Raw genomic sequence first — 21,766 nt, forward strand, 5'->3', positions numbered from 1 at the left:
CCGTCAACACCCAACCCTAAGGCGACGATCAGCGGTAAATCTAAATTCTCTTCAAAGCCGACATTCAAATTCATAACGACAAAGCTATTGCGCGCCTTCCGACCAGTCAACGACTAACCAAAGGTCATCAAGCGCATTCGAATCAGATCGGATCTCGAATGTACCAAAGGGTTGAAACGGCGACTGGTCAAAGGCTGCTCCGTTAACAAGTTGGCTATTTCCAATAGCCTTGTTGTTGTGTATGAGCTCAACATCACCCGATGCGTCGCCGGTGAAGAAAATGTGGATTCGTTTCGCCGGTTGAGTCATCTTTTCTAAACGATAAGGAAAATGCTCTTTCCCAAGGTTAAACTTCAAATGCGCTTTACCATCTTCAGAGACTACACGTTGTTTGAATTTTGCCCATTCACTACCGAATTCATGCCGCATCGAAAAAACTCTCGCTGAACTATTCTTAAGCCAATTTTCAGCTGCTTGTTCGGCGCTCGCTCTGCTTCCTTCCGGCCTAGCGGTGTAACGAACTGTGATAATGACATCCGCTATAGTGTCGTAGTCGAACGGTCGTGGTTTCCCGAGAAGTTCGAGTGACCAGGAACTGATAGCCCCTGCATTTTCAAATGGTAGATATCGCTCATCTCGCAGATTAGTTTCGAACAGCCCGCTATCGCTCTGGGCTCCGCTGGTAATGATCGTCTTTACAGCAGCTGCGTATGGTATGAAGTTAGTTGTGTCATCCTGAGGGTTATTACCATATCCGCCCGACCCTTTGCGCACATAACTCTGAGTGAGTACCAATGCACAATTCACGCTGGCATAGGACCCTACGACGCAGGGTATAGAGACCGCCACCGACTTGATGCGACGAAAGCTGTGGCCCGGGCAGTCCAGATCAAAAAGGGCTTCTGCTATTTCGAATTCACTGCGGCCTGACTGCCGCAGCTCGATGAGTTTTAGAGGGAACCAATCTCTGAGGCTTATGTGTTTCGTGATCTCATATTCACGTGTGTTGGCCTCGGCATAGGCCATCTCGAGTCGCTTCAGATCGAAATAGAGTTTTTCACCAGCAAACAGACCTTCTCTTCCGGCAAGATAGCTATTTTGAACGAACCTCAAATCCGAGTTTCCGACCTCATACTGAAGCGCATTTTCAGCTTTCTTGGCCACATCAAAAGCAAACTGAAAGCACTTCGCATGCAGGCTTTGCGCCTCGCGCTTCATCCAAAGGTAAAACTCTTCAGTGGTTGTTTTACGCCGGTCGCCCGACATTAGATTTTGTTCATTCGTCAGAAATTCCAAAACATCCTTAGATTGTTGAATTTGAGTGAGATGGTGTTCATGTTCGCGCTTGGCAATGTATTCTCGTAGTTCGGCAGATCGGTACTGCTTATAAATTTGTGTTAGTTCGCAAGCTGCGAGTTTTCGTTGAAACGCCCAATCTTGTTCACGACGCGAGTAGGAGCCCATTTTTCCGGCCAAATTTGCTTCATGGCTCAGACGCCCAGCAACGCCATTCGCAACGTCGGTTAATCCTCGCATGAATGCTCCTAGCTGCGTTCCTCCAAAATTGATTCCAACTCCAAGACCTAAAGGTTTTGCTGCCGCTTCTGCGTCGGGGATCATACTCAAAAATGCTCCGGTCGCCTGAATAGCCATAGCTACTTCTCGAACGATTTCGGTCGCTTCGAGGAGATCGATCTCATGCGCCTCCTCATCAGAAACTTTATGTCCGCCATCGCGAAAGCTTGAGCCAATCTGAACATTGGGATCATCTGCCGCAACGTCTGGTTCAACCAATGTTGAGGCACGCTGCTCAAACAGTTTACGATCAAATAACGGATAATCGGGTAGTTTAATTTGATTATTATCAGTGCCAAGCAGCCTGTCGTAATGCCGGAAGCGTTGGAAAGCCGTCTGAAGGTTGGCTTCGATTCCTTCTCGGTTTTTTATTGCTTCTTGCCATTGAGCGTATTTGACCGCTTCAACTAACCCGAGCATCCCTACCTCATGCCGGGCACGAAGCACACTCAGAGTTTCGCCATCTTTTTTCTCCAGGGCCGATAATATTTGGCCACCGAGCGATTTGACCTCCTGGGCCATTTCAAGCGCTTTCTGGAGAAGAAATTGGAAACGAACTGGAGATAAGGCGCCCGCAGAGCCGTCAATGATTGCCCCGATGTCCACGCCGGCTGCAATCGCCCGAGCAAGCATGGCGGGATCAATGGGCGGAGCAAATAATGGCAGTTGACGAAACACGCCTTGCAAATTGAGGCTGTTTCGGATTTTGAACAGCCGGTCACCCACCGTGTCCCAGTAACCGATATATTTCTCGTTTCTAGGAATACAGAAATACAGGCTGCGTCCCACGCTTTCCAGAACAGCATGTTCCGGCTTAGTTTCAGTAGCTTCTGCTGGGGGGAACAAATCGAAAGCAATTTCCGCTTCCAACGCAACCGCCGCGTTGCCAAATTCATCGAGTTGATTCCTGAGGCTTGCATAGGTTTGTTTTTTTACGGAACCGCGCCGGGGTATGGCTTGCGGACGCGGCCCCAAAATATTCGCGGCGAGAACGTAGATCTGCATCGCTTCATTAATGCTTTCGCGCGTATCCTGACGAAAGAGGGAATCTCCCCAGGCAATCAGATTATCGAGATACGCCATTACCGTGGCATACATATAGGCTGTGGGTCTTGTTCGAGCCACAAGGTGAGGTCGAAAGGGTTTATCGCGCCAGGCACCGATTGCTCTAACTGTTGCATCGCGTGCCACGGCATTGTCACCGGTGGCCAAATTAAACATCACTTCTTCTATATGTTCGACTTCATCAATTCTGAAAGGCTTGAATTTCCAAAAACGCTTTGGTCCAAGCGCCGGATTAGAATTATCGAGTGGATCGAATATATGATGAAACCACCGTTGCGCTTCTGCGTACCTGCCGTTCTTGCCAAGATTAAGTGCAATTGTGAAAGGCAAGTGATAAAAAACCTCCCAGTTGTATACCGCATAGGCACCAGCTTGGTAGTCGAAATCGAGGTCGTCGACGGGTAAACCTTCATCTTCCAGGGCCGAGTCCGCCTTGCGTAGTGCCAAGACAGCAACGGGTGAATTTTGAAGGAGGGCCGGATCAATTTCAGGGATGGGACTACTGGCACCGTAATCCCTCATGAAATAGGTACGCCTCAAGTCAACATCGGTGTCGAGCTTTTCGAGTCCATCAATGTCGTTCAAAATCAGCTCAGCCATGAGTTTCTGGGCGTAAGGGTGTGTGTGGCCGGTAAATTTGTACAGTACACGCCGAGCATGGTGTACAGTGTGTTGATATTCGTGTTCGCTTTTTATTTTTGTCCAGTAACCCAAAGATGCTTTGTAGGAATCGATATACCCGTGGAAATAGCGACTTTTCATCTGAGTACCCCTTTTAAATTGAATTCCCTGATGGTGCGAACAAGAGCAGGCTGAAGTCCTTCACTCACGTTGGCTACCATCGACGGGGATATTGTCTTTGCTAACTGAAGGGAATTTGCATCAAACGCTTCTGAGTGAGCTAATGGACTAATCGTTCCTTTTGGTGTCCGAATGACCGTACGCGCATCGAATAAAAATTTACTTACATTAAGAGGTATCTTAATAATACTGGCGGTGCTCGGCGCAATATCAACCGCATTGGGAATGATGATATGCAATGGAATATAAATTTTCGGTTCGACGTATTCGCTAGTGGTAACGATCCAATCAGTCCATTCATGGACAGTAGTTTCAACAACATAGGGCTCTACGAAAAATGTGTGGTCTCTCGTTGAGGATTCATAGAAGAAGGGCGCGGCTAATGCTGCAAGCGAGTTGGGTGGAAATGGATTCTGTAGCCAATACACTCCGTGATGCCAGCTGCCGTCATTCCAATATAACTCCTGGGGATTACCATTTTCATCGAAATACACCACATGTTGCGTTTGCATTGCTTCAAATGAATAGCCCGCCAGATTGGAGCCTGCCTTTGGGGCTGAAGTAACGGTATTAGTTAGAATATGCTCATGCCAGCCGTTCAGCCACCAAAGCTCAACTACTTGATCGTTTTCACCTCGATAAACAACATGATGTTCTGAAAATCCCTCTGTAGCGTAACCGACAGGATCACCCTTTGCCTTCGTCGAGTTCGCACCAATGGGATTGTAATTCCACAAATCTGAATTTCCCCACAACTCGTGAATTCGGTCGTCGATCCCACGATAGACCACATGATGTGTCCCGTGACTTTGAAATGTATAGGCTGCTGGATTAGAACGGGGCGCTGGTTTGACGACGCCGACTATTGATTCGGTAATGTTTTTATGTGACCAATTTTGTCCATAAAAATCACTTTGAAGCTCGTGAATGTCACCGTCATCACCAAGATAAATTATATGGCGACTCAAAATGGTTGTGATACCGGACTCGGTTTTCGTTACAACAAACCCAGTCGGATCACTGTTTATCTTGGGAATCCCTGGTAACAGCTCTTTCGTATCCCAGTTACCCAAGGGTGACCTAAGCGTGACAAGCAATCTTTCGTCCTTGGTTCTAAACACTATTCCACGCTGAGGGAGAAATACTCCTCCGTAAGGTTTACCCTCTGGATGCCCGTCTGGATTTGACGCTTGATAAACAGTTTCCGCTTGCCAGCCTGTTCCCATCTGTTCATTGTCGTCCATGATTGAATCAAGTTGAGACCAAACTAGCTCGTATACCTTCGTGGCTCCAGCATATGCAATGCAAATCATGCCACGATCATCGATGGCGTAGCCGTAGGGGTCGCTTACTGCGGGCTCGATGTCGACAGTTGGATCAGCCCTTTCAGCATCTGCACTTGGTGTCTGATAAAACCATCCATTTCTTGTCCAGAAGAGATCGTAGATGCTGCCATCACTGGAGCGATATACCACATGCTGGGCGTTCTGCGGTCCAAAAATAAAGCCGCTCGGCCTTCCTACTCCAGACGGCGGAATTTGAGATGGAACGGGGAGAGTATCGTTGCTAGGCACAAGTAGTTTAAAGTCGCCGCCTCGTTCCAGAATGGTGTAGCTGCCACTTTTGACGTCATTACTCCCGGTTTGCGAGTTCTGCTCCACCGCGGAAACGAACTGGGCTTGTAAGGAATTAGAACCTTTCCATTTCGAGCCAGTTTTTTTAATATTGGCAAATGGCGGCGAGGGAGGAGCGTCTGCCGATAGAATTGAGGCTGGAGGGGCCAGCTTGCTGTAGAACCGGAAACGATGCCCCTTGCCTTCGTTGTGTTTAATATGAATTTCGAGGTCGTCATCCTCTATACCTTTAGCGTTTTGTATTAACACTGCACGTACGAAAAAAGCTTCCTTATCGCTATCAGTCGTGGCTTTTAATCCGTCGAAATCCGTCTCTACGAACCCAGAAATCGACGATCGGTTCACCCACTTACCACTAATTTTTTCAACCCAGTGAAGTTGAACTTTAACCTTAGTTGTCGAGCGCAACTTGCTGGCTTCAACCGAATCTGCGCTCGGTTTGAATGTTGTCGGGGTATTTGGATTCTCTTTAGTCTCCTCAAAAAACGCAGTCCAAAATAAATACATCCTCCCCCGCCACAAAGTAAGCACCAGATGCGCGCCTTCAATTCCGACATCAATGGGCTCCCATGGCGTCCACATACCGTGGCTGACCTGACGATAAAAATACTTGTGCGGCCCATGTGGCGTACGTCCTAGTACGTGTATGATTGAACTGTCGGCACTGGGGCCTGGCTCAAAATACATGGTCAGCATTTCAAGCCGCGCAATCTGTTCGAGACCTTTCAGATAGTCGAACAAAGCGGTTCGAACGAGGTCATCATTGACGTCTCCCTCCAAAAGTTTGCCTTCCAGCTCCCTAAAGATGTGGCTTTTATCATCCCGAAATTCCGGATCGAGCCAATTCTCTGGCCAAATAAACATTTTACGGTTGACTTCCCAAACGCGGTATCGACGCACCCATTCCCATCGCTTGGCATCGATTATTTGTGGATCAACGCCTTCAGGCTCGAGATTCATTAAGCAGCGTTGAACGAAAAGCTGCACTGACGAAATTGCCGCCTGAATTCGAGATGCCACTACAACTGGCTCCATGCCTGGATCAAGCAACAGATATTCAAATAGCTTTTCGGGCGTGTCGCCATACTTCGGTTTTTCACCCTCCATCACGTGTGTGAGATGTGAGACCAAAGCGTCGCGCTGCTTCTTTCTTAAAGAGTCGTAGATCGGTTTAACCAATCGCCGCCAAGCTGAAGGGCTATACCGTCCTTTAAGGGACGAGCGAACCTTGCGCGCTACCACATCGTCGATAGGTGCACTCGCGAACTGAACGACATCGGCGGGTTTTAGACCGATGCGGGTAAAGCACTTGAGCGACTCGATCGTCCTGCGTAAAGCGGCTGGATCAGCTAGAGCCGGAACCTCAAAAGTTTCCGACCTAATTGTTTTTGCGCCGATCGCATAGAGTGCGGGTTCTAACCAAGCCACTTTAAGACCTGTTAGCGCGGCCACCGCTTCGTGTAATACCTTCTCTCTGTCAGCAATGGGGTGATCGGTGTCCAACGGCGGCCTAGCGGCCGAAAGAACCGCCAAGATTCGTTCGCTTCGGCCAAATTCTTTCCGCACGGCGGCAAGTTCGAGCCAAACAGATAATCTACTTCTGATTTCTCGGGCTTTAGCATCGGATGTAACCTCTTCAATCGGCAAATCATTCAAATTCAGCGCCTGCGAAACACCTCTGAGGTAAGAAAGTTCAGTGTCTGTGATTTCTAGTGACTTCAGGAGATCAAGTGTCGCTCGAAGACGCCGCAGGGAAGCCGTGATTCGACCAGGCTCACTAAAACCATTTTCTATAAGTGGTTTTCCGGTTTCATCCAATAACGTATTGCTGAGTAGGTTGCTGATGAGCCCATCCGGTGCCGTGAGCTGAGCCGCCAATGTCTGGACGAGTAACAGGTTTTGTTTATCGACCAGGATCTTTTGTTGCTGCGGGTCAGGAGAACCTTCATGCGACAAGGCTAGAATTGCAATACGAGCAGGGTCGTTATCAGGACTGGGTTCATCGGCAATGCCACGGTAACGGCAAACTCGCTCAATGAACGCAATTTCAACACCCGTTTCCCGTATAAGATCCAACTCCTTTACAAATGCCAGAGTTTCGTTCCAGGGAATGTCTTTGGTAACTTCGGTCAATGGAGCCGTGTCAATGGCAGACAATGGCTTTCGTTCCGAGAGGCTCAACAATGCTAAGAGTTCAGTAATTGAAACCTCAAGTCCACGCGCCAAAATTGCATGACGCATCAGTATTGAAAGGTTTGCGATCGACAGATTTCTATTGTTTACGCCTGCCGCATTCAAAATCGGCTCAATCTCGTCTTCTGAAAGTTGAAGGGCTTGGCGAATTCCATCCACATGATCAGCAATTGGAACGGTTTCAGTCAGCACATGTCCCAAGCGTTTCTTGAATACCTCGTGATCCAAAACAGCCCGCCCCATGAACAAGCGCTCATATAGGCACGAGATCCCAGTCGTTGGTATATCGCTCCAAAAAACCAGGATCTCTTCCCGCGTCACCCGATCTTCAAAGCTTTCCCTAATTTCCTCGACATGCGCGAGATAGCAGAGCGCCGTTTTTATCGCATCCGGCCAAGTTTTGACGGTTAACGAAGACACCGAGGGCATTACCGCCATCAAAGCACGATCTAGTTCGTGGATATCCCAACCCAGCTTTTTATATAAGCGCACGAAAGCATTCAGTTTAAGAAACCTGAGTGATAACTCCCCTTCAACATAGCTGGGTTCCTGATCGAAGGCCAAACTTGTTAAAGAAAAGTCGCAACCGACGCTCGGTGATTGCAAGAGTAAGGTTGAGCGCCGAATATCGCCTGTTCGCATAAATCGAAGTTCATCGACCTGAATGCCTTGAGCAGATAACGATGCTTCCAGCTCGCTTCGGCTGGCGGGGCTCAACGGTGTGCCTTCGCCGAAATATCGATCGAGCAAATGAGCATCAACACCCAGCCTATTTAACGAGATCAGGACCTCGATTTCGGGATTGATGAAACGTGTTCGGATCAACTCGACTAGCTCCTCGTAGCTCACACCCAAGCGTCTGGCCAGCGTCTTCGCGTTGCGAAGCCCTTTTTCGGAGGGCCGAGTAACACCGTCGACTGTCTCCGTTGCAACAAGTGCATCAGCCGCGGACGTGTAGCCAAACAGCAAATACCATTCATCGCTTTTGGTTAGCGCTGAAATATCCGCCGGCGAAAACCCGAGCCGCTCGAACCAGACATCCATCCAGCCGTCAGCGCGTGCCGCCGCAGAGGCGGAGAGCGAAGATGGACGAACTAAAAGTTCGCGTAACCGCCACAACGGGATGCCAAGCTGATTCAAAAACGTACGGACCATTTCAATCGGTAAATCAAATGGAAGCGTAATCGGATATACCAGATCGCGAAGACCGGGCTTGCCCTTATCCCCAACGTATGCACTCCAAAGAATATTTTGCGGTTCTGCTAACAAGTCCTGACTTGAAGCTTCCCCGACATCGTAAGCCTCTATTTCAGGCGCCGACTGATCGGCCATCATCAACTGCTCGAGTATTTCATTAATAAGGTCGATGTGCGGGAGCGCAACGTTGGTGTTTTCACAAGTCAGTGCGATATTTTTGATATCCGGACGACGCGCGTTCAAAGCGTCGAACGGCTTGCTTTTGGTGTAATCGACGCCAATACGTACTTTATAAGCACCTTTAATGGTTGCCCAAGCCTCTTCATCCGGGTCGATGAAAGCGAGCAAATCGACAAGATAGGCAGCAGGGCTCAACACGGATTGACACTGATTGCATTCGCAGTAGTCGACGGAGCCAAATAACGTCTCGAGTGTTGGGAAAAGCCCTGCAAGCTTCTTCCGTGTAGCAACTATTTGATCGTCCCGCTTACTAGTGTCATCCGGGCTTGATCCGGGTGCATAAGAAACGGTATTGAGGCGTTTCAGCCCGTCAAACACGTTGAATATCGTTGCGGCCTGCTGTTTTGCCTTCCAATAGATACTTTTTCTGATGTCCAAATCGCCCGCTTTAGGTTGGGTACGGAAAAAAATTCGGATCCGTTCATGGAAGGCATCAAAATCGTGTCTCGCAATTTCTGTTGCCGACGAAAAACCGGCCGCCATGAGGGCATTCATGGACTCATCGTCTGGGCTAACGCTATACAAGGAAGATAATTTGCGAACCGTGGCAAGCGCACTTTCCTGCATTTCCGGAGCAATCTCTTTCCATACTGCCGAACTATTGCTCGCGATAAAATTGCTTAATGGCGTCTTGCCCAAACGAAATCCCAGGTTGGTCGCGTTTTTCAAAAACCGACCAACATTGTCTGCGTCAGGAACTGCATCCATTTTTGCGGTCGCGATACGATCCACAGTCACTGCGTGCGTATCCATTTGTCGTACCCGCCGAGACAGTTCGGAGGCATAGGCATCGACCCTCTGTTCTAATGACTGTCCGATGATTACGGATGGCACAAGCCCACTGAGCTTATTCTCATCCCCCGAAGATAGTTCGTTCAATAGATCCTTCCATTTGCTTTCTTCGTAGTAGCCAAGCTCAATCAATTCTAGAATGCTTGCCGAGATCTTTGTATTGAGGTTCGCAGATAGCTCCGCATTATTGAACGTCAAATAGGCGAGTTTTCCCTGAATTTGTAGCCGTTCTAAACCGGCATCCGATACACCGACAGCTTTGGCTCGTTCCCAGATATTTTTAGTTGCCTCTTCTTTAATGACACTTGTGAATAAAGCCTTGTCAGCATCGGATAATTGCGCGGAGCTGACAAAATCCTTTGGTGCCGATACCGCACCAGATATTCGATTGTTGAATTTGAAGTTCCCCGCAAACTCTCGAAATGCAGCAATGTTGCTGTCGATGCTTGCGGCGTCCACCATTCCGGCTGCGGATGCTCGTCTCAATACATTTGCTACGGTCTCCGTCCGCAATTGGGCCAATTTGCGTGGATCCATCGGAAGACCTGAACGAGCCATCGCATACAAACCTTCGGCTGGAACATTAATATGATCGGATAGGCTAAAAGCCGTTGACGCGAGGGCTAGCGCCCCAGGGTCCCAGCCAGTCTTGCCGGCAAGGAAACTGAAATCCGTTCGGCCGTCTCGCTCAATCGCATTTTTGAAGCCGATCATCTTCTCACCCGCATGCGGGGCAACTGCTTCCGTTAACCGCTTGAATTCAGCGGCTAGTGGCTGAACGGCGCTCGGCGCAATCAAGTCGATTCTTTCATCCGCCGCCAAATCAAACTTGGTTGCGGAAAGTTGTACCTCGCGATTATTGCTATCGATCGCATGAATTTCCAGGTTCGAAGCGCCAGATAAGACAGTGCTGTATTCCCCCGATTCTGTCGTTTCGATATTTCCAGCGACCAATGTCAACTCCCCGCCCAGCCCTCGTTGATAGAAATTGAGTTTCACCTTGCTGGCTGGAAGACCATGCTCGAGGACAATACTGCCGCTCACGACTTGGGTAGGCGAAGATGAAACACCACCGCCCGGCGACGGATTCGTTGGTGGTGAATTGGGAATCATGACATCAGGAATCCGCACAGAACCTAAGGCTGCTGCAGAATTTGCCGCTGAGATACCAGTGACTAATGTCGAACCAATGCCGACATTGCCAGCAGCGATTCCGGAAGGCATAGTATTAGTGGTAACAGCAGACTCGGCTATTGCCACTGTGCTTGGTTGCTTGGCAATAGCGGCCGCCGTCGCCGCATCTACCTGCCCAGTTGTTGGCAATTGATTGCGCGTTTGAATTTCTAAAACTGCATTGCGAGTGGCTGGGCCGAAAAAACCGCGTCCTGCTTCAGATTGGGGAATCGTCAATCCCTGAGACAGAAGGGTTTGATGTAAAGCGGAAACATCGTTCCCCATCATGCCAACTTTTATGATTTTTTCAGCCATGCCGCTCTCCAGCTATTGTTATGAGTTACCTTTACCAGCAGCCTGTGTAGTATCTATCTTGAGCCGCACGATGGCTTGGTTTTCCCGTATCCTCGGCACGAATGCCTCAACAATCCTAGCCTTATAGATAGTCTCCGTTGTCGTTACTGCCGGTAATAAGGCGAAGTTCGGATGTTGATCCCCACTGCCAGCCGTTACGCAATCAATGGTGGGACCATCCAGTGAGGCGATGAGCGCTTCGTCTCTTGGTAAGGTGGTAGTCCGATGAATATGACCACCGATTAGAGTGGGTTCGATCCGATCCTTGGGTAGAACCAGCGAGCCTTGGGTGGGCCGATATAACTCCTCCCAAAGCCCTTCACCCAGAACAAGATGGTAAGTGGTGTAATAACCCCGCGTCTCAAGCTGCAAGACCGCTTGGTATACGGCAGCCACTAAACCCTCGTTAAGCGCGGGGCCTTTCACTAAGATTGGGTTCTCATTACCGTTGTTTAAATCCTTTTCCGCTTGTATAGCGGCTTGGCGGAGACTTACCGGCACTGGGTTCGTAACAGCTTTACCGGGATCAACACCTGGTGGTTTTAATTTACTAGGGTCGTCATTCTGTTCTAAACCGACGAAAAACAGGAAATCGTGCCAACGAGCCAGTGCACTGGCGGCACGCGTAATGGTAGTAACGATGCGATTTTGCATGGCCGTTTCGCCCGTTAGCATTTCGCCGCTTAGGTTACCGAACTCATTCATCTGGGCCAGGGTGAAGTTACAAATTGCAAAGGGCTCGAATAAGTTTAGGGTTTCATTGTCGATGACAATTCGCTCACCGTAGTCGAATCGATTACTGGGAATCGTTCGGGTCATCTGATCGATCATTGTGTGCGGCGCAAAATGACCCGCTATGGAATTCATCGCGAATCGTTCTCGAACGATTTTCATCGCCAGATTCATATGTTCTTGGTCCCAATTAATCGTCATGTCCATGTTCATCTCCTATTTAGTGTCTAGATCAAAGTTTCTACAGTCTTTACATCTGCGGTCATCCCCATCTGCTCGATTCGTTCAATAGTGTTTTCCTCATTAGTATGTGAAAGAAGTCTTTCGGCATAGATTTACAAATTCACCTCTCAGTATTAGTAAGATTACCGGATACCTATCCTTACTTTGCCAGTAGCCCAGAACATTCCTGCAATCGCTCAATACCGCCGAATTTCTGCAGTTGCTCTCCTCCAATCCGGTCGATATTGGCGGTATCGAATTTCTGACCGGGTTGGGCGGTGTTGGGGAACAGCAGGTAGACCACGTCGCGGTTGCCGATGCCTTTGCGGGCGCGGCGGACGCCGAAGCGGTCCATGAAGGGATCATTCCCGAGCGCCTGGTGCAGGGCGACGGAGCCTTCGCCGAGTTTGTTTTTGGGGCCGGTGTCGCCGATGACGAAAAAGGCCGATTTACCATTGGAGCGCCGGTAGGCCACGCCGAAGTCGCCCAGCTTCGGCCCGGGGTTACCGGAACGTTGCCAGTTACCGGGGATAACCGCGAAGTTGACGGTGTTGGAATCCAGTTGCGCCTGCGGGGTGCGCAGATTTTCGCCGGGCTGGTGCAATGCGGTGGTCGAGACGAAGTAACCGGCCTTGGGGTCGGTTGGGCCTTGAATGATGGGAATGCCTTTGGCATCGGTGGCCATCGCGAAAAAGCAGATTTTGGTCGGTCCCTTGAAGTGTTCGGCTTTGGCTTGATTGAAGTCGGTCAGGCACTTGGGCTTCCAGGTGCAGTTGGCGCCGACGCTGACGCCGTTGCAGATATGGGTAATGCCGATGTCGTCCGGGTGGTAGGAATCCGGTGCGCCGTCGGTATTAACCTGCATTTGCGAGGCGAAGGCGATGGCTTTGGTATCGGGGTCGCTGAATACCTTAAGCTCGCCGATTTCTTCGTGGGTAAAGGTGAATTTGGGGCTAAGCGAGCAATCAGCCAGTGCCGCGCCGGTTGCAAAGCAGCCAGCCCATAAGGTAAAGATTCCCGTCAGCACGCTCCTATAAGATAAGTTCTTCATCGTCTTTACCCCTGGTCATTGTTGCTCATTATTCCGTCTGGTCCGATAGTGGCCTTGCCGTACCGCTCGCCAAAATCCTCACCGTTACCACTAGCCGCTGTGCCTGCCCAATTCGGCTGATAAACACCATTTTTGACGTACCGGTGAAAAGTCGAATGCGGCCAATCGATGACTCGTGATAGAAACCCGTGCTTTACCGGGTTCCAATGCACGTAATCCATGTGCCGTGGATAATCCGTTTCATCGCGAATCAGATGTTCCCAATATCGACGTTGCCAAATCCCCCGTTCGCCTTTGGCTAATCGACTGGTATTGATGCGTTCGTTTTTTGGGATTTGCCGGGAAAACCCCGCTTTGATCAACATCCATCGGGTCGGATAATCGCAATCGTCTTGTGGAAAGGTAAAAATGGCATGCAGATGATCCGGCAGAATGACCATCGCATCGATGTGAAACGGATGTGTCGTTTTCACCTTGTTGATTACCATGCGTAATTGGTCCATATAATCCACCAGTAAGGTTCGCTTTCGTCCCGCCAGATTCACCGTAACGAAATACGTTCCACCTTTAATATCCGCGCGCCGATATCGCATGTATGACCATCCATACAAAACCACCTCAACGTAGGTTGGGGTGACGAAGGAACCCCAACGCAATATTCAATACCGAGAGAGTGTTGGGGTTCATTACATTCACCCCAACCTACGCGGGCTCGAAACAACCAGCGCCGAACCACAACACCCGTATTCACGCCGGGAGGAAACAACCCAGCTCTTTCTCTATTTTTTTGTTGGTAATTTCACTCCTTGTGATACTAATTGAGATCCTTTTACTTCAACATGTGGCATTTTCTTTTTTTCTAACTCCTTATTCAAATGATACGGAGTTGACACATCTTTAACCGATGTTGTGCCAACTAAATCAATGCTGCCTTTACCTTCAGGAACATCTTTTACTCCTGCGGATTTAAGAATCTCAACTACAACAGAAGAACATTGATGTTTCGGGGTATAAGTTCCTGGGTCTGCCTTCAATTTGTCAATCTCAACCTTGATTTTTTCGGCGGTCGCTTTATCGATTTTCCATTCGTAAACTAAATATATATCGTCTTCTTTAATTGGATGCTCTACATTTCCTTTCGCTCCCCCTGACAAAGCATCCGCAGCCCCTGGACGATTTATTGGTCCGTAACTAACAGTGCTTAAAACTTGCCCGGCATCGTTCTTGACGTACAGTACGACATGACCTGGATTTTTATCAGAACTCGTTTGAACTTCGCCTGTAAACGGATCTACATCGCTGACGTTTATAGCAACGAAAACAGATATTTTTTTTTTGAGTTCTGCTTGTTCGATCTCTTCCTTTGTTGGGGTTTCCAAAATTGTTCTTAGATGTACAGGCGGTAACCCTCCCCACATCTCAACTACGTCAGGATGCTCAAGACCATATTTAAAAGCATCTTCAAATGAAGTATCTCTCCAATAAATGTCCCAATCATTCTTTGGAGTAGTTCGATTTTGCTTTAGGTCTTTTTTTGTACCCGCATCTTGATTCTTTTTTTTCTGATCAGCATGTGTTTTTTCTTTACCATTTCTATCTAAATAACTAATCGAGTTATTTCCGCAATATAAAAAGAGATTTGCGCCATCTTTGTTTCCGCCCGGGTCGCAATTCGCCCACCTCCCCAACCAAACCGCATAATACCTTGCCCCATGATAACTAAACCCAGTCTCCTCATCCCGTTCCTTTCCGGTATACCGATACCGCTTCAAACTCAACTCTGCAGGAGTTCGACCCGCCTGATAAGAAGTAGAGCCATAAGGCAAATATTCCTCATACGAAATCAAACCTCCATTGCGATCCATTTCCAGGGATGCTGAACCAAGATGGTTATTAAGCTGATAACGAAGAACTAAAACTGAATTTCCTATAACCTCTCCATTGCCCACTGTCTGTGTCTCTACCAGCGCAATGCGCTGCTTGTCATCCATCACATGCTGCGTCTCGCGCTCCAGAATTACATTCGCTCCATTACCGCCATATTCCCGATAGATTTCAAATCCACCCAGGTATAAACGCTCATTCTTGCGCGAGCCATTGGCTAGAGCAGTAATTTTGCGTACCCGCTGCCCGCCTGCGTCATACACATAAAAAGTCGTTTCCGCATTGACGCCGTTGACCACCTGTTTTGCACTGGCGCTCAACTGATCCTTGAAATCCCATTGCATCTTCGACAGATGCGACATCGAGCTCATATTGCCGTGGGCATCGTAGCTATAAGGTTCCTTAATAGGCTGACCGCCGCTGGTTTGCACCGTAGTCAGGCTTAACTGATTGCTGGCTTTGCGCGGTTTGATATGAACGCCGTCTTCGATAAAACTAGCTTGGTCGTATTCGTAAACGCGAGTCCAGCCGCCATTCACTGCCTGGTGAATCATCCGCTCGAAATTGCCGACCGCATCGTATTCGTAAAGCTCGGTATAGTTGCGTAGGGCTTGCAGGTCGTTGGTTTGCGCCGCGCCCACGAAGGGATAGTCGCGGTAATTGCCGTTGACCGGGGTGAACTGAAATGCCGATTGGCCGATGTGTTCTCGTCCGCTGGCTTCGAGCAAACGATACAGCGCGTCGTAGCGGTAACGGCATTCCGCTTCCACTTTTTGGTTGGCGTGGAAAACGGTTTTCAGCGCCCGATCGTTGATCTGGGTGATGTTGCCGGCGGGGTCGTAGGTGTAATGCAAGTCCTGCACCACCGCCGGGTCTTCGAAAATCTGCGAAGCCATGCCGCTTTGGCCAGGCGTGCGCGTGGTGTGCAAGCGGGTCAAGCGGAAGGTTTGTTCGTCGTAGTCGTAAGTAGTTTGCGCTCCATTGCCGTAATCGATGCGCGTGCGCTGGCCCTTGGCGTTGTAGTCGATATTGCTGACAAATACGGTGGCTTGCGCTGCGCCGCGCAGGTTGACGCGAATTTCATTCAACAGATTGGCTTCGTTGTAAACCGGACGGAGAGTGCTCGGCGGTATCTGGCTGGTGTGCGGCGACAGCATTTCGACGGGTCGGTTCAACGCATCGAAGCGGGTGCTGCTAACGAAAATTTCGGATTCCAGGGCCGGATTGAACGACCAGTTTGGTGTGTTCTGGTAGTCGCTGGCGAATTGACGGCTGCTGCGCAGCAAATTGCCTTTGAAGTCGTAGCTTTCATTGGTCACGACCCCGGCGGTGTCGAAGTGTTTATGGACTTTGCCGCGCTGGTTGGCTTGCGTGCGTTGCGTTTCACTCAGGCCACTACCGGCATCGTCGCCGTAGACCGTTTTTTCGAATAGCAGCGGTTGGCTGAAATAGGTCCGGGGGGGCTGCTCTTCGGGATGATCGCCCCCTTGCACAAAGGATTTGACGGGGCGGCGCAGAGCATCGTATTTAGTGCGGAAGTTGTAGCGGCGGCTGTTCCAGGCGCGGATAGGCTTGCCGGTGACATCGTTCAGCATCCAGCGCTCGCCCGCCTCCAAGCTCGCCTGGTGGATGCGGTTGCCAAGCAGGTCGTAGTCATATTGCATGACGATACGGCCGAGCTTGTCGTCCGCCTGCACGATGGCATCGCGCACCTTGCGCTGGTTGCCTTCGATATCCAGGACGACGCGGGTAGCGTATTTTTCATCCTTGATCGCGCCGTTGCGCTGGTAACGGTTATGGACCACGGTCAGGAAGGGTCTGCCCAAGGTATCGAAATGGGCCACGGTGGGTGTGTTTGCGTGTTGGGATGCTTGTTCCGCCGCACGGCGCTCCTCGGCACCCCTCTCATCGCCGATACGCTGCTGATGCCAGGTTTTCCAGGTATTCGGCTGGGTGGCGAAGTAAGGCTGCACATAGCCCTGGATATCCGCATCGGTGCGGGGATCGCCGGTTTCGCTGCCGTTGGCGGCTAAGGTATCGTTGACATCAAAAGTGGTCTGCTGCCAGGGATCGAAAACGACCTTTTCGTAGGTGTGGTTGGGATGCAGGGTGGCGACCACGCGTTCCAGCGGGTCGTAGAACAGAATCGGGCTGACGCCGACCTTGACGCCGAATTCGAAATGATGGCGCTGTTCCGGAAGCTGGCTGAAGAAGGGTTCGTACTGACGAACAGGTTTGCCCTTATTGTTAAAGACTGTCCAGCCGCTGCCCACCCAACGCGGACTGACGACCGGGCCGCTATCGATCAACGGGCCTGGTTCGGCCTGGATTTTCTTCTGAATCTCGCGACCAAAGCCGTCGGAATAGCTGAAGCTGATTTGAATCTTGAGCCCCCTTTGCGGCAGCGGGTCACTGGCGTGGGTCTCGCGGGCTAGGGTGGCGGCATAGACCGGCAGCCATTGCGAAGGATCGTCGGGATGGGCCTCGCGGGTTTTCTGGAAGCGATGGAGATCGTAAAGGATGCGCGTCGTCGCTCCTTTTAACAGGTTAGAAGCTGGATCGTGAGGATCGGTGGCGTCGTGAAAGTTGTTGATCTGTTCATCTGTCAGATCTGCTTCGAAGCCGGTTAAGTTGTCGCCAACGGTTTCATTGGTCTTACCCATCACGGCAGTACCCACCACCATACCGAGCGTATCGAAGGCAGCTTGAGAACGGTTGCCGTTGGGATCGACGATTAAATCCGGCTGCAAAACGCGATAGTCGTGGTGGGCAGCTACGGTATTGCCGACGGCGTCGTGGGTTTCGACGACCAGAAGATCGTGTTTGTCATAGCTTGCTATAGCCCCTTGGCCGAAAGGATCGGCGAATTTCCTTGGGGAATAGAAATGCCGTTGTGCTTCGGCCCGTTCCTGCGCGGCTGTGTTGGCGGGTTTGGCGACGTCTGCATTGGGATGAAAAAAGACTCGCCCTGCCGGTATCCACCAATTGCTGTCGCTGTCGCTGCGGGTGGCGTTGGCATCGTTTGCTGCTGGGAACACACTCTGAGAACGCAGCATTTGGCTGCTGACATATCCGCCACCATCGCCGCCCTGACTGATCAGCACTTCGTTAGCGTTGGGCAGCAAATTTTCCTGGCCGCGTTGATAGACCTGTTGCAACAAGCCTGGCGTAAACGCTAGCTTGTAGCTTTCGCCGGGTAAGGCTTTGGCCGAGATGGAACCCAGCGGCAGAAGCGCGGATAGGTCATCCTTGCGATAGAGCGTTCTGACGTGTTCGATGAGCCGGCGCTGCCGGCCTGCGCCGGGAAGCAATTCGTAGCTCGTTTCCTCATCGAAGCGGTGCTTGAGTCCCTCTGGCGTCTCGGTGACGAAGTCAGTGAGGGTGAAGCGGCCGTTGTTTTCGTCCTTGGGTTTGTAACCCGTCAGCTCGTAAGTGCGCACCTCACAAGGAAGCGACGTGCGATAGCTGTCGGGTTCATCGATGTTTTGGGTGACTCTGTTTTCCGTATAGGTCACCAGCGTCGTGGTCTGACGCTCCTTATCGAAGGTTTCCGTCAAATCCGATGATTTGCGGCCATATCCGATCGCCACCGACTTGAGGACGTTGCCAAATTTGTCGACTTCGAGTGTGAGGGAGTGGCTGATTCTGGGATCTTTGGGGTTGCGTTCGTAGTGATAGCTGAGTGCTTCCCGCGGATGGGTGAAAAAAACGCCATGGCGGTTGCTTCGCCGATGCTGTAGGCATTCGATGGTGAAATTCTGTTCGGTGATGGTGTAGGGATGAATCTGCTTTTCTGTGCCGTCCAGGGCGTAGACTTCCTGCCGCAACATGGCGCCTTTGAGCGAACGGCAGGCCTCGCGTTCTTCTTCCAGCGTCAGGTCTTCCGGCAGGATCGTGTCATCCAGTAATAGGGCCTTGGCTTCGCCGTCGGATAGTCCGGGTGTCCGGTAATATTCACCTTTATCGACGCTATCGAGGAGGCCGGCGAAGAAATTCGAAACGCGATCGCGCCCCAAATAAATGCCGGTGTGAAACCAGGTTTTTGTTAAAACCGGTGGAACGTGGGAGTCTTCGGCCAGATTTGTGGTTTGATTCAGCGTACCGGCTTGGGAGAGAGCGGCAAATTCTTCCGTATCCCACTGCTCGACCATGCCAAAGCCACGGAACTCACGTTCCGCCCCATCGAAATAGCCGTGGTGATAGGCATAGCGCGTGACAAAGCGGTTACGGCTGATGTGGTCGTAGGTCTCGACCTTTTCGACCACGTGTACCGGAAATGGCAGCTTGCTAATCCAGGGCCGGCCTTCCATTTTGTCCAGGAGGTAGAACTTGGTAGATGGTGCGTAGTGGACGCGGGTTTCGGCGCCCAGGTTGTTTTCGGATTTGATGAGCAGATGTGGCTTTTGGCCGCCCATCAAATCGATGTAGCGCATGGGCTGGCGGGCATTTGCGGGCAGCGGCGATGACCAGACCAGGCAGGCAGTACCGTTGCCAAGCAAATCCATTGCCTGAACGGAAGACAGGTTTTCGATGGCCGGGAGTTGCGGCAATTCGACAGCATTGCTCCAGCGGTTGCCGGACTGGTTGAAGTACACGTGGACGCCGTCTTTGTGCAGGTAGAGGATGTCCGTGGGGCCAGTGCCATCAATATCAGCTAGTCGAATCCGCCGTGGGTCGAATTGGTCGCAATGATCGAAACAGGGCGACGCGTCCATAGTCACTTTGGGGCCGAATAACCCGTAGCCGAGGTTGGGCCAGTAACACACTTCGCCATTGCGAATACGCACCAAATCAGCAAGCCCATCGCCGGATAAATCAGCCACAAAGATGGAATGGGTGTCGTCAGCAAAAACTAGATGAGGGCTTTTTTCTTCGTCAAATGAGTTCGTTACCTGTTGTGCTGGCCCAAAACCGTCTTCCGCGAGCGATGGATACCATGTGAACGCATGATCTTCAGTGACCAGAATGTCGGCATGACCGTCACCATCAAGATCAATGAAGCGGAGATTGGGGTCACGAGTATTGATATTGGGCCATGAGCTGAATGGACGAAAGCTTTCCCAGTCGGCACCCTCAGTTCGCTCATAAAAGCCTTTGACCGGTCCCTCCATTTCAACAACATCTACCTGACCGTCGCCAGCTAAATCCATTAATTGGGCGCCGCTTGCCAATGACAACGATGGCTTGGAGGCTACTAGCTCTATCGGAGCGAAGCAGGCTTTGATCTGTGGCTGACCATTCTCGCCAGTTTCCTGATGAATAGGGCTAAGGTTTCGTTTGTAGTACCAAGCTCCTGCCTGTTCGGTCAGTATGCCGGAAAGGCCTTCACCATCCAAATCAACCCATTGGTATTGGGACCCATCAAGCCCGAAGGGTAAATTCTCAAGACATGGGTTGTCTATCGCTTGAACTGGGTGTTCGGCAATTGATGCTTCGTCTGGAACCGAGCTGTAGGTAAAGGTGAGTGAAGGAAGCGACTTTCTGAGGTAGCGATTCGGTATGTCGGATGTGCCTTGACGACGGTATGCCGATTGAGTGACTTCCGTCATAACTGAGGCGACTGGATTTTGTTTGTAAGTGAATGTGGTGGAGCGTATTAGGCAATCGGCGATCCCTAATTCATCAGGGAAATGATGAAACATCAATACCCGTCGGCATATCCGGTAGGTTCGAACTTCAAAACCTGACCGGTAGGACGAAAATGGGTCTAATCTGGCTGGCCATGCTTCAGAACTATTTATCGAAGCAACAACGAACTCGTGAGCTTCATTGTCTGTGGAGAAGGCTTGATAGTGGCCTTCCTCGTAGTCGAAGATGGCTTCGAACATCCAATCGGCATTTTCCCTAATTTCATCCTTAGGAAATAGCGGGCATTGTCCGTTTTCATCCAGAAATGTTTTGCGATTGCCGTAAAGAATCTTTTTAAGATATCTATTAACAGTGCGGCTCTGATCGTCCACTTCACCACGGTTTAGTTCATGGGCTTGCGAAGCATCAATTCCCCGACCATCTTCTTTCTGGTACCTGTATAAAATTCCGTTGCCTTTATCATCGTAGGACTCGCAAATTAACCATGTGAAAATTCGCGCTTGCTGATTTGATTTAACTTGTGGATCGAAAATACGAGACTCGTCGGTCCTACCGTAAAAAGTGACAATATTGTCTTTGCTGATGGATCGCCAAAACGTATCTGTTGGATCGGATTTATTAGTCCAACGTTCTATTCGTGCAAAAAGCCCTTCAATTCGGGGGCGGTATCTAAAGATGGAATAAGTGGGATCAGACTCTATATTTACGAAATGCGTGCCATCGGCTTGAAGCTCAGGAACCAGATCTTCCGCTCCCGAGAGTATAAAGACGTCAGACTCGGTATCGTCACAATAACGCGGAAGGCCTTTATCTGTTTTGCGGGTAATAGAGGGAAGTGCGAGACTCCATCCAAGCCCGAAAGGACCGTTGCCTGCACCGGAATCGTAGGATAGAGAAAGTTGAGGACCAAAGCCTGAACGACCAGGAGATGTAGCAATCGGAACACTCATTGAACCGCCGCCGGTGACCGGATTGGCGGTAAACTTCTCACCCATGCCGCGAATTGCGCCACCACCTTTGGGCAAGGAAATCGTAGGCGCAGCAGAAGAACTCTTCTCTGAAGGCTTATTGTTATTATTGCCTTGTTGCTCTTCCATCTATCCCTCAATGACGATAAATGTTGCTTAAACTCTTTTTATCAAATTTCTATGATAACGTCCAGATTAATTCTACTCAGTCTTGATGTTACGTTTTCATTCTTACTGAATGGCTGCTTTTGCAGATTTGAATGACTGGTCTTGGCTAAGTGGAATGTCGGCTAATG

At 50.3% G+C, this 21,766-nt stretch carries 6 protein-coding genes; all 6 read right to left on the bottom strand.

What is annotated here, in order from left to right:
* Window positions 1-84: 84 nt before the first annotated feature.
* The 6 genes from ACR64Q_RS10960 to ACR64Q_RS10985 all read right to left on the bottom strand — a co-directional run bounded on the left by ACR64Q_RS10960 (window position 85) and on the right by ACR64Q_RS10985 (window position 21,599).
* On the bottom strand, window positions 85-3,402 hold the full coding sequence (locus ACR64Q_RS10960; RefSeq protein WP_313734704.1) for a Tc toxin subunit A-related protein: 3,318 nt from the start codon (window positions 3,400-3,402) through the stop codon (window positions 85-87).
* Window positions 3,399-10,985 (bottom strand): neuraminidase-like domain-containing protein, encoded by a 7,587-nt coding sequence (locus tag ACR64Q_RS10965; protein WP_313734706.1) that lies wholly within the window; start codon window positions 10,983-10,985, stop codon window positions 3,399-3,401. The genes ACR64Q_RS10960 and ACR64Q_RS10965 overlap by 4 nt, the downstream gene beginning before the upstream one ends.
* 18 nt (window positions 10,986-11,003) lie before the next feature.
* On the bottom strand, window positions 11,004-11,963 hold the full coding sequence (locus tag ACR64Q_RS10970; protein WP_026600886.1) for an encapsulin: 960 nt from the start codon (window positions 11,961-11,963) through the stop codon (window positions 11,004-11,006).
* Between the two features lie 175 nt (window positions 11,964-12,138).
* Window positions 12,139-13,029: a glycoside hydrolase family 75 protein gene (locus tag ACR64Q_RS10975; protein WP_313734709.1), complete on the bottom strand. Its 891-nt coding sequence runs from the start codon at window positions 13,027-13,029 to the stop codon at window positions 12,139-12,141.
* A gap of 5 nt (window positions 13,030-13,034) precedes the next feature.
* Entirely contained in the window at window positions 13,035-13,622 is a 588-nt protein-coding gene (locus ACR64Q_RS10980; protein WP_026600889.1) for an REP-associated tyrosine transposase, read from the bottom strand.
* 186 nt (window positions 13,623-13,808) lie between these two features.
* Window positions 13,809-21,599 (bottom strand): SpvB/TcaC N-terminal domain-containing protein, encoded by a 7,791-nt coding sequence (locus tag ACR64Q_RS10985; protein ID WP_313734711.1) that lies wholly within the window; start codon window positions 21,597-21,599, stop codon window positions 13,809-13,811.
* Window positions 21,600-21,766: the final 167 nt, after the last annotated feature.

The organism is Methylomonas sp. 2F7 (genome assembly GCF_057126975.1).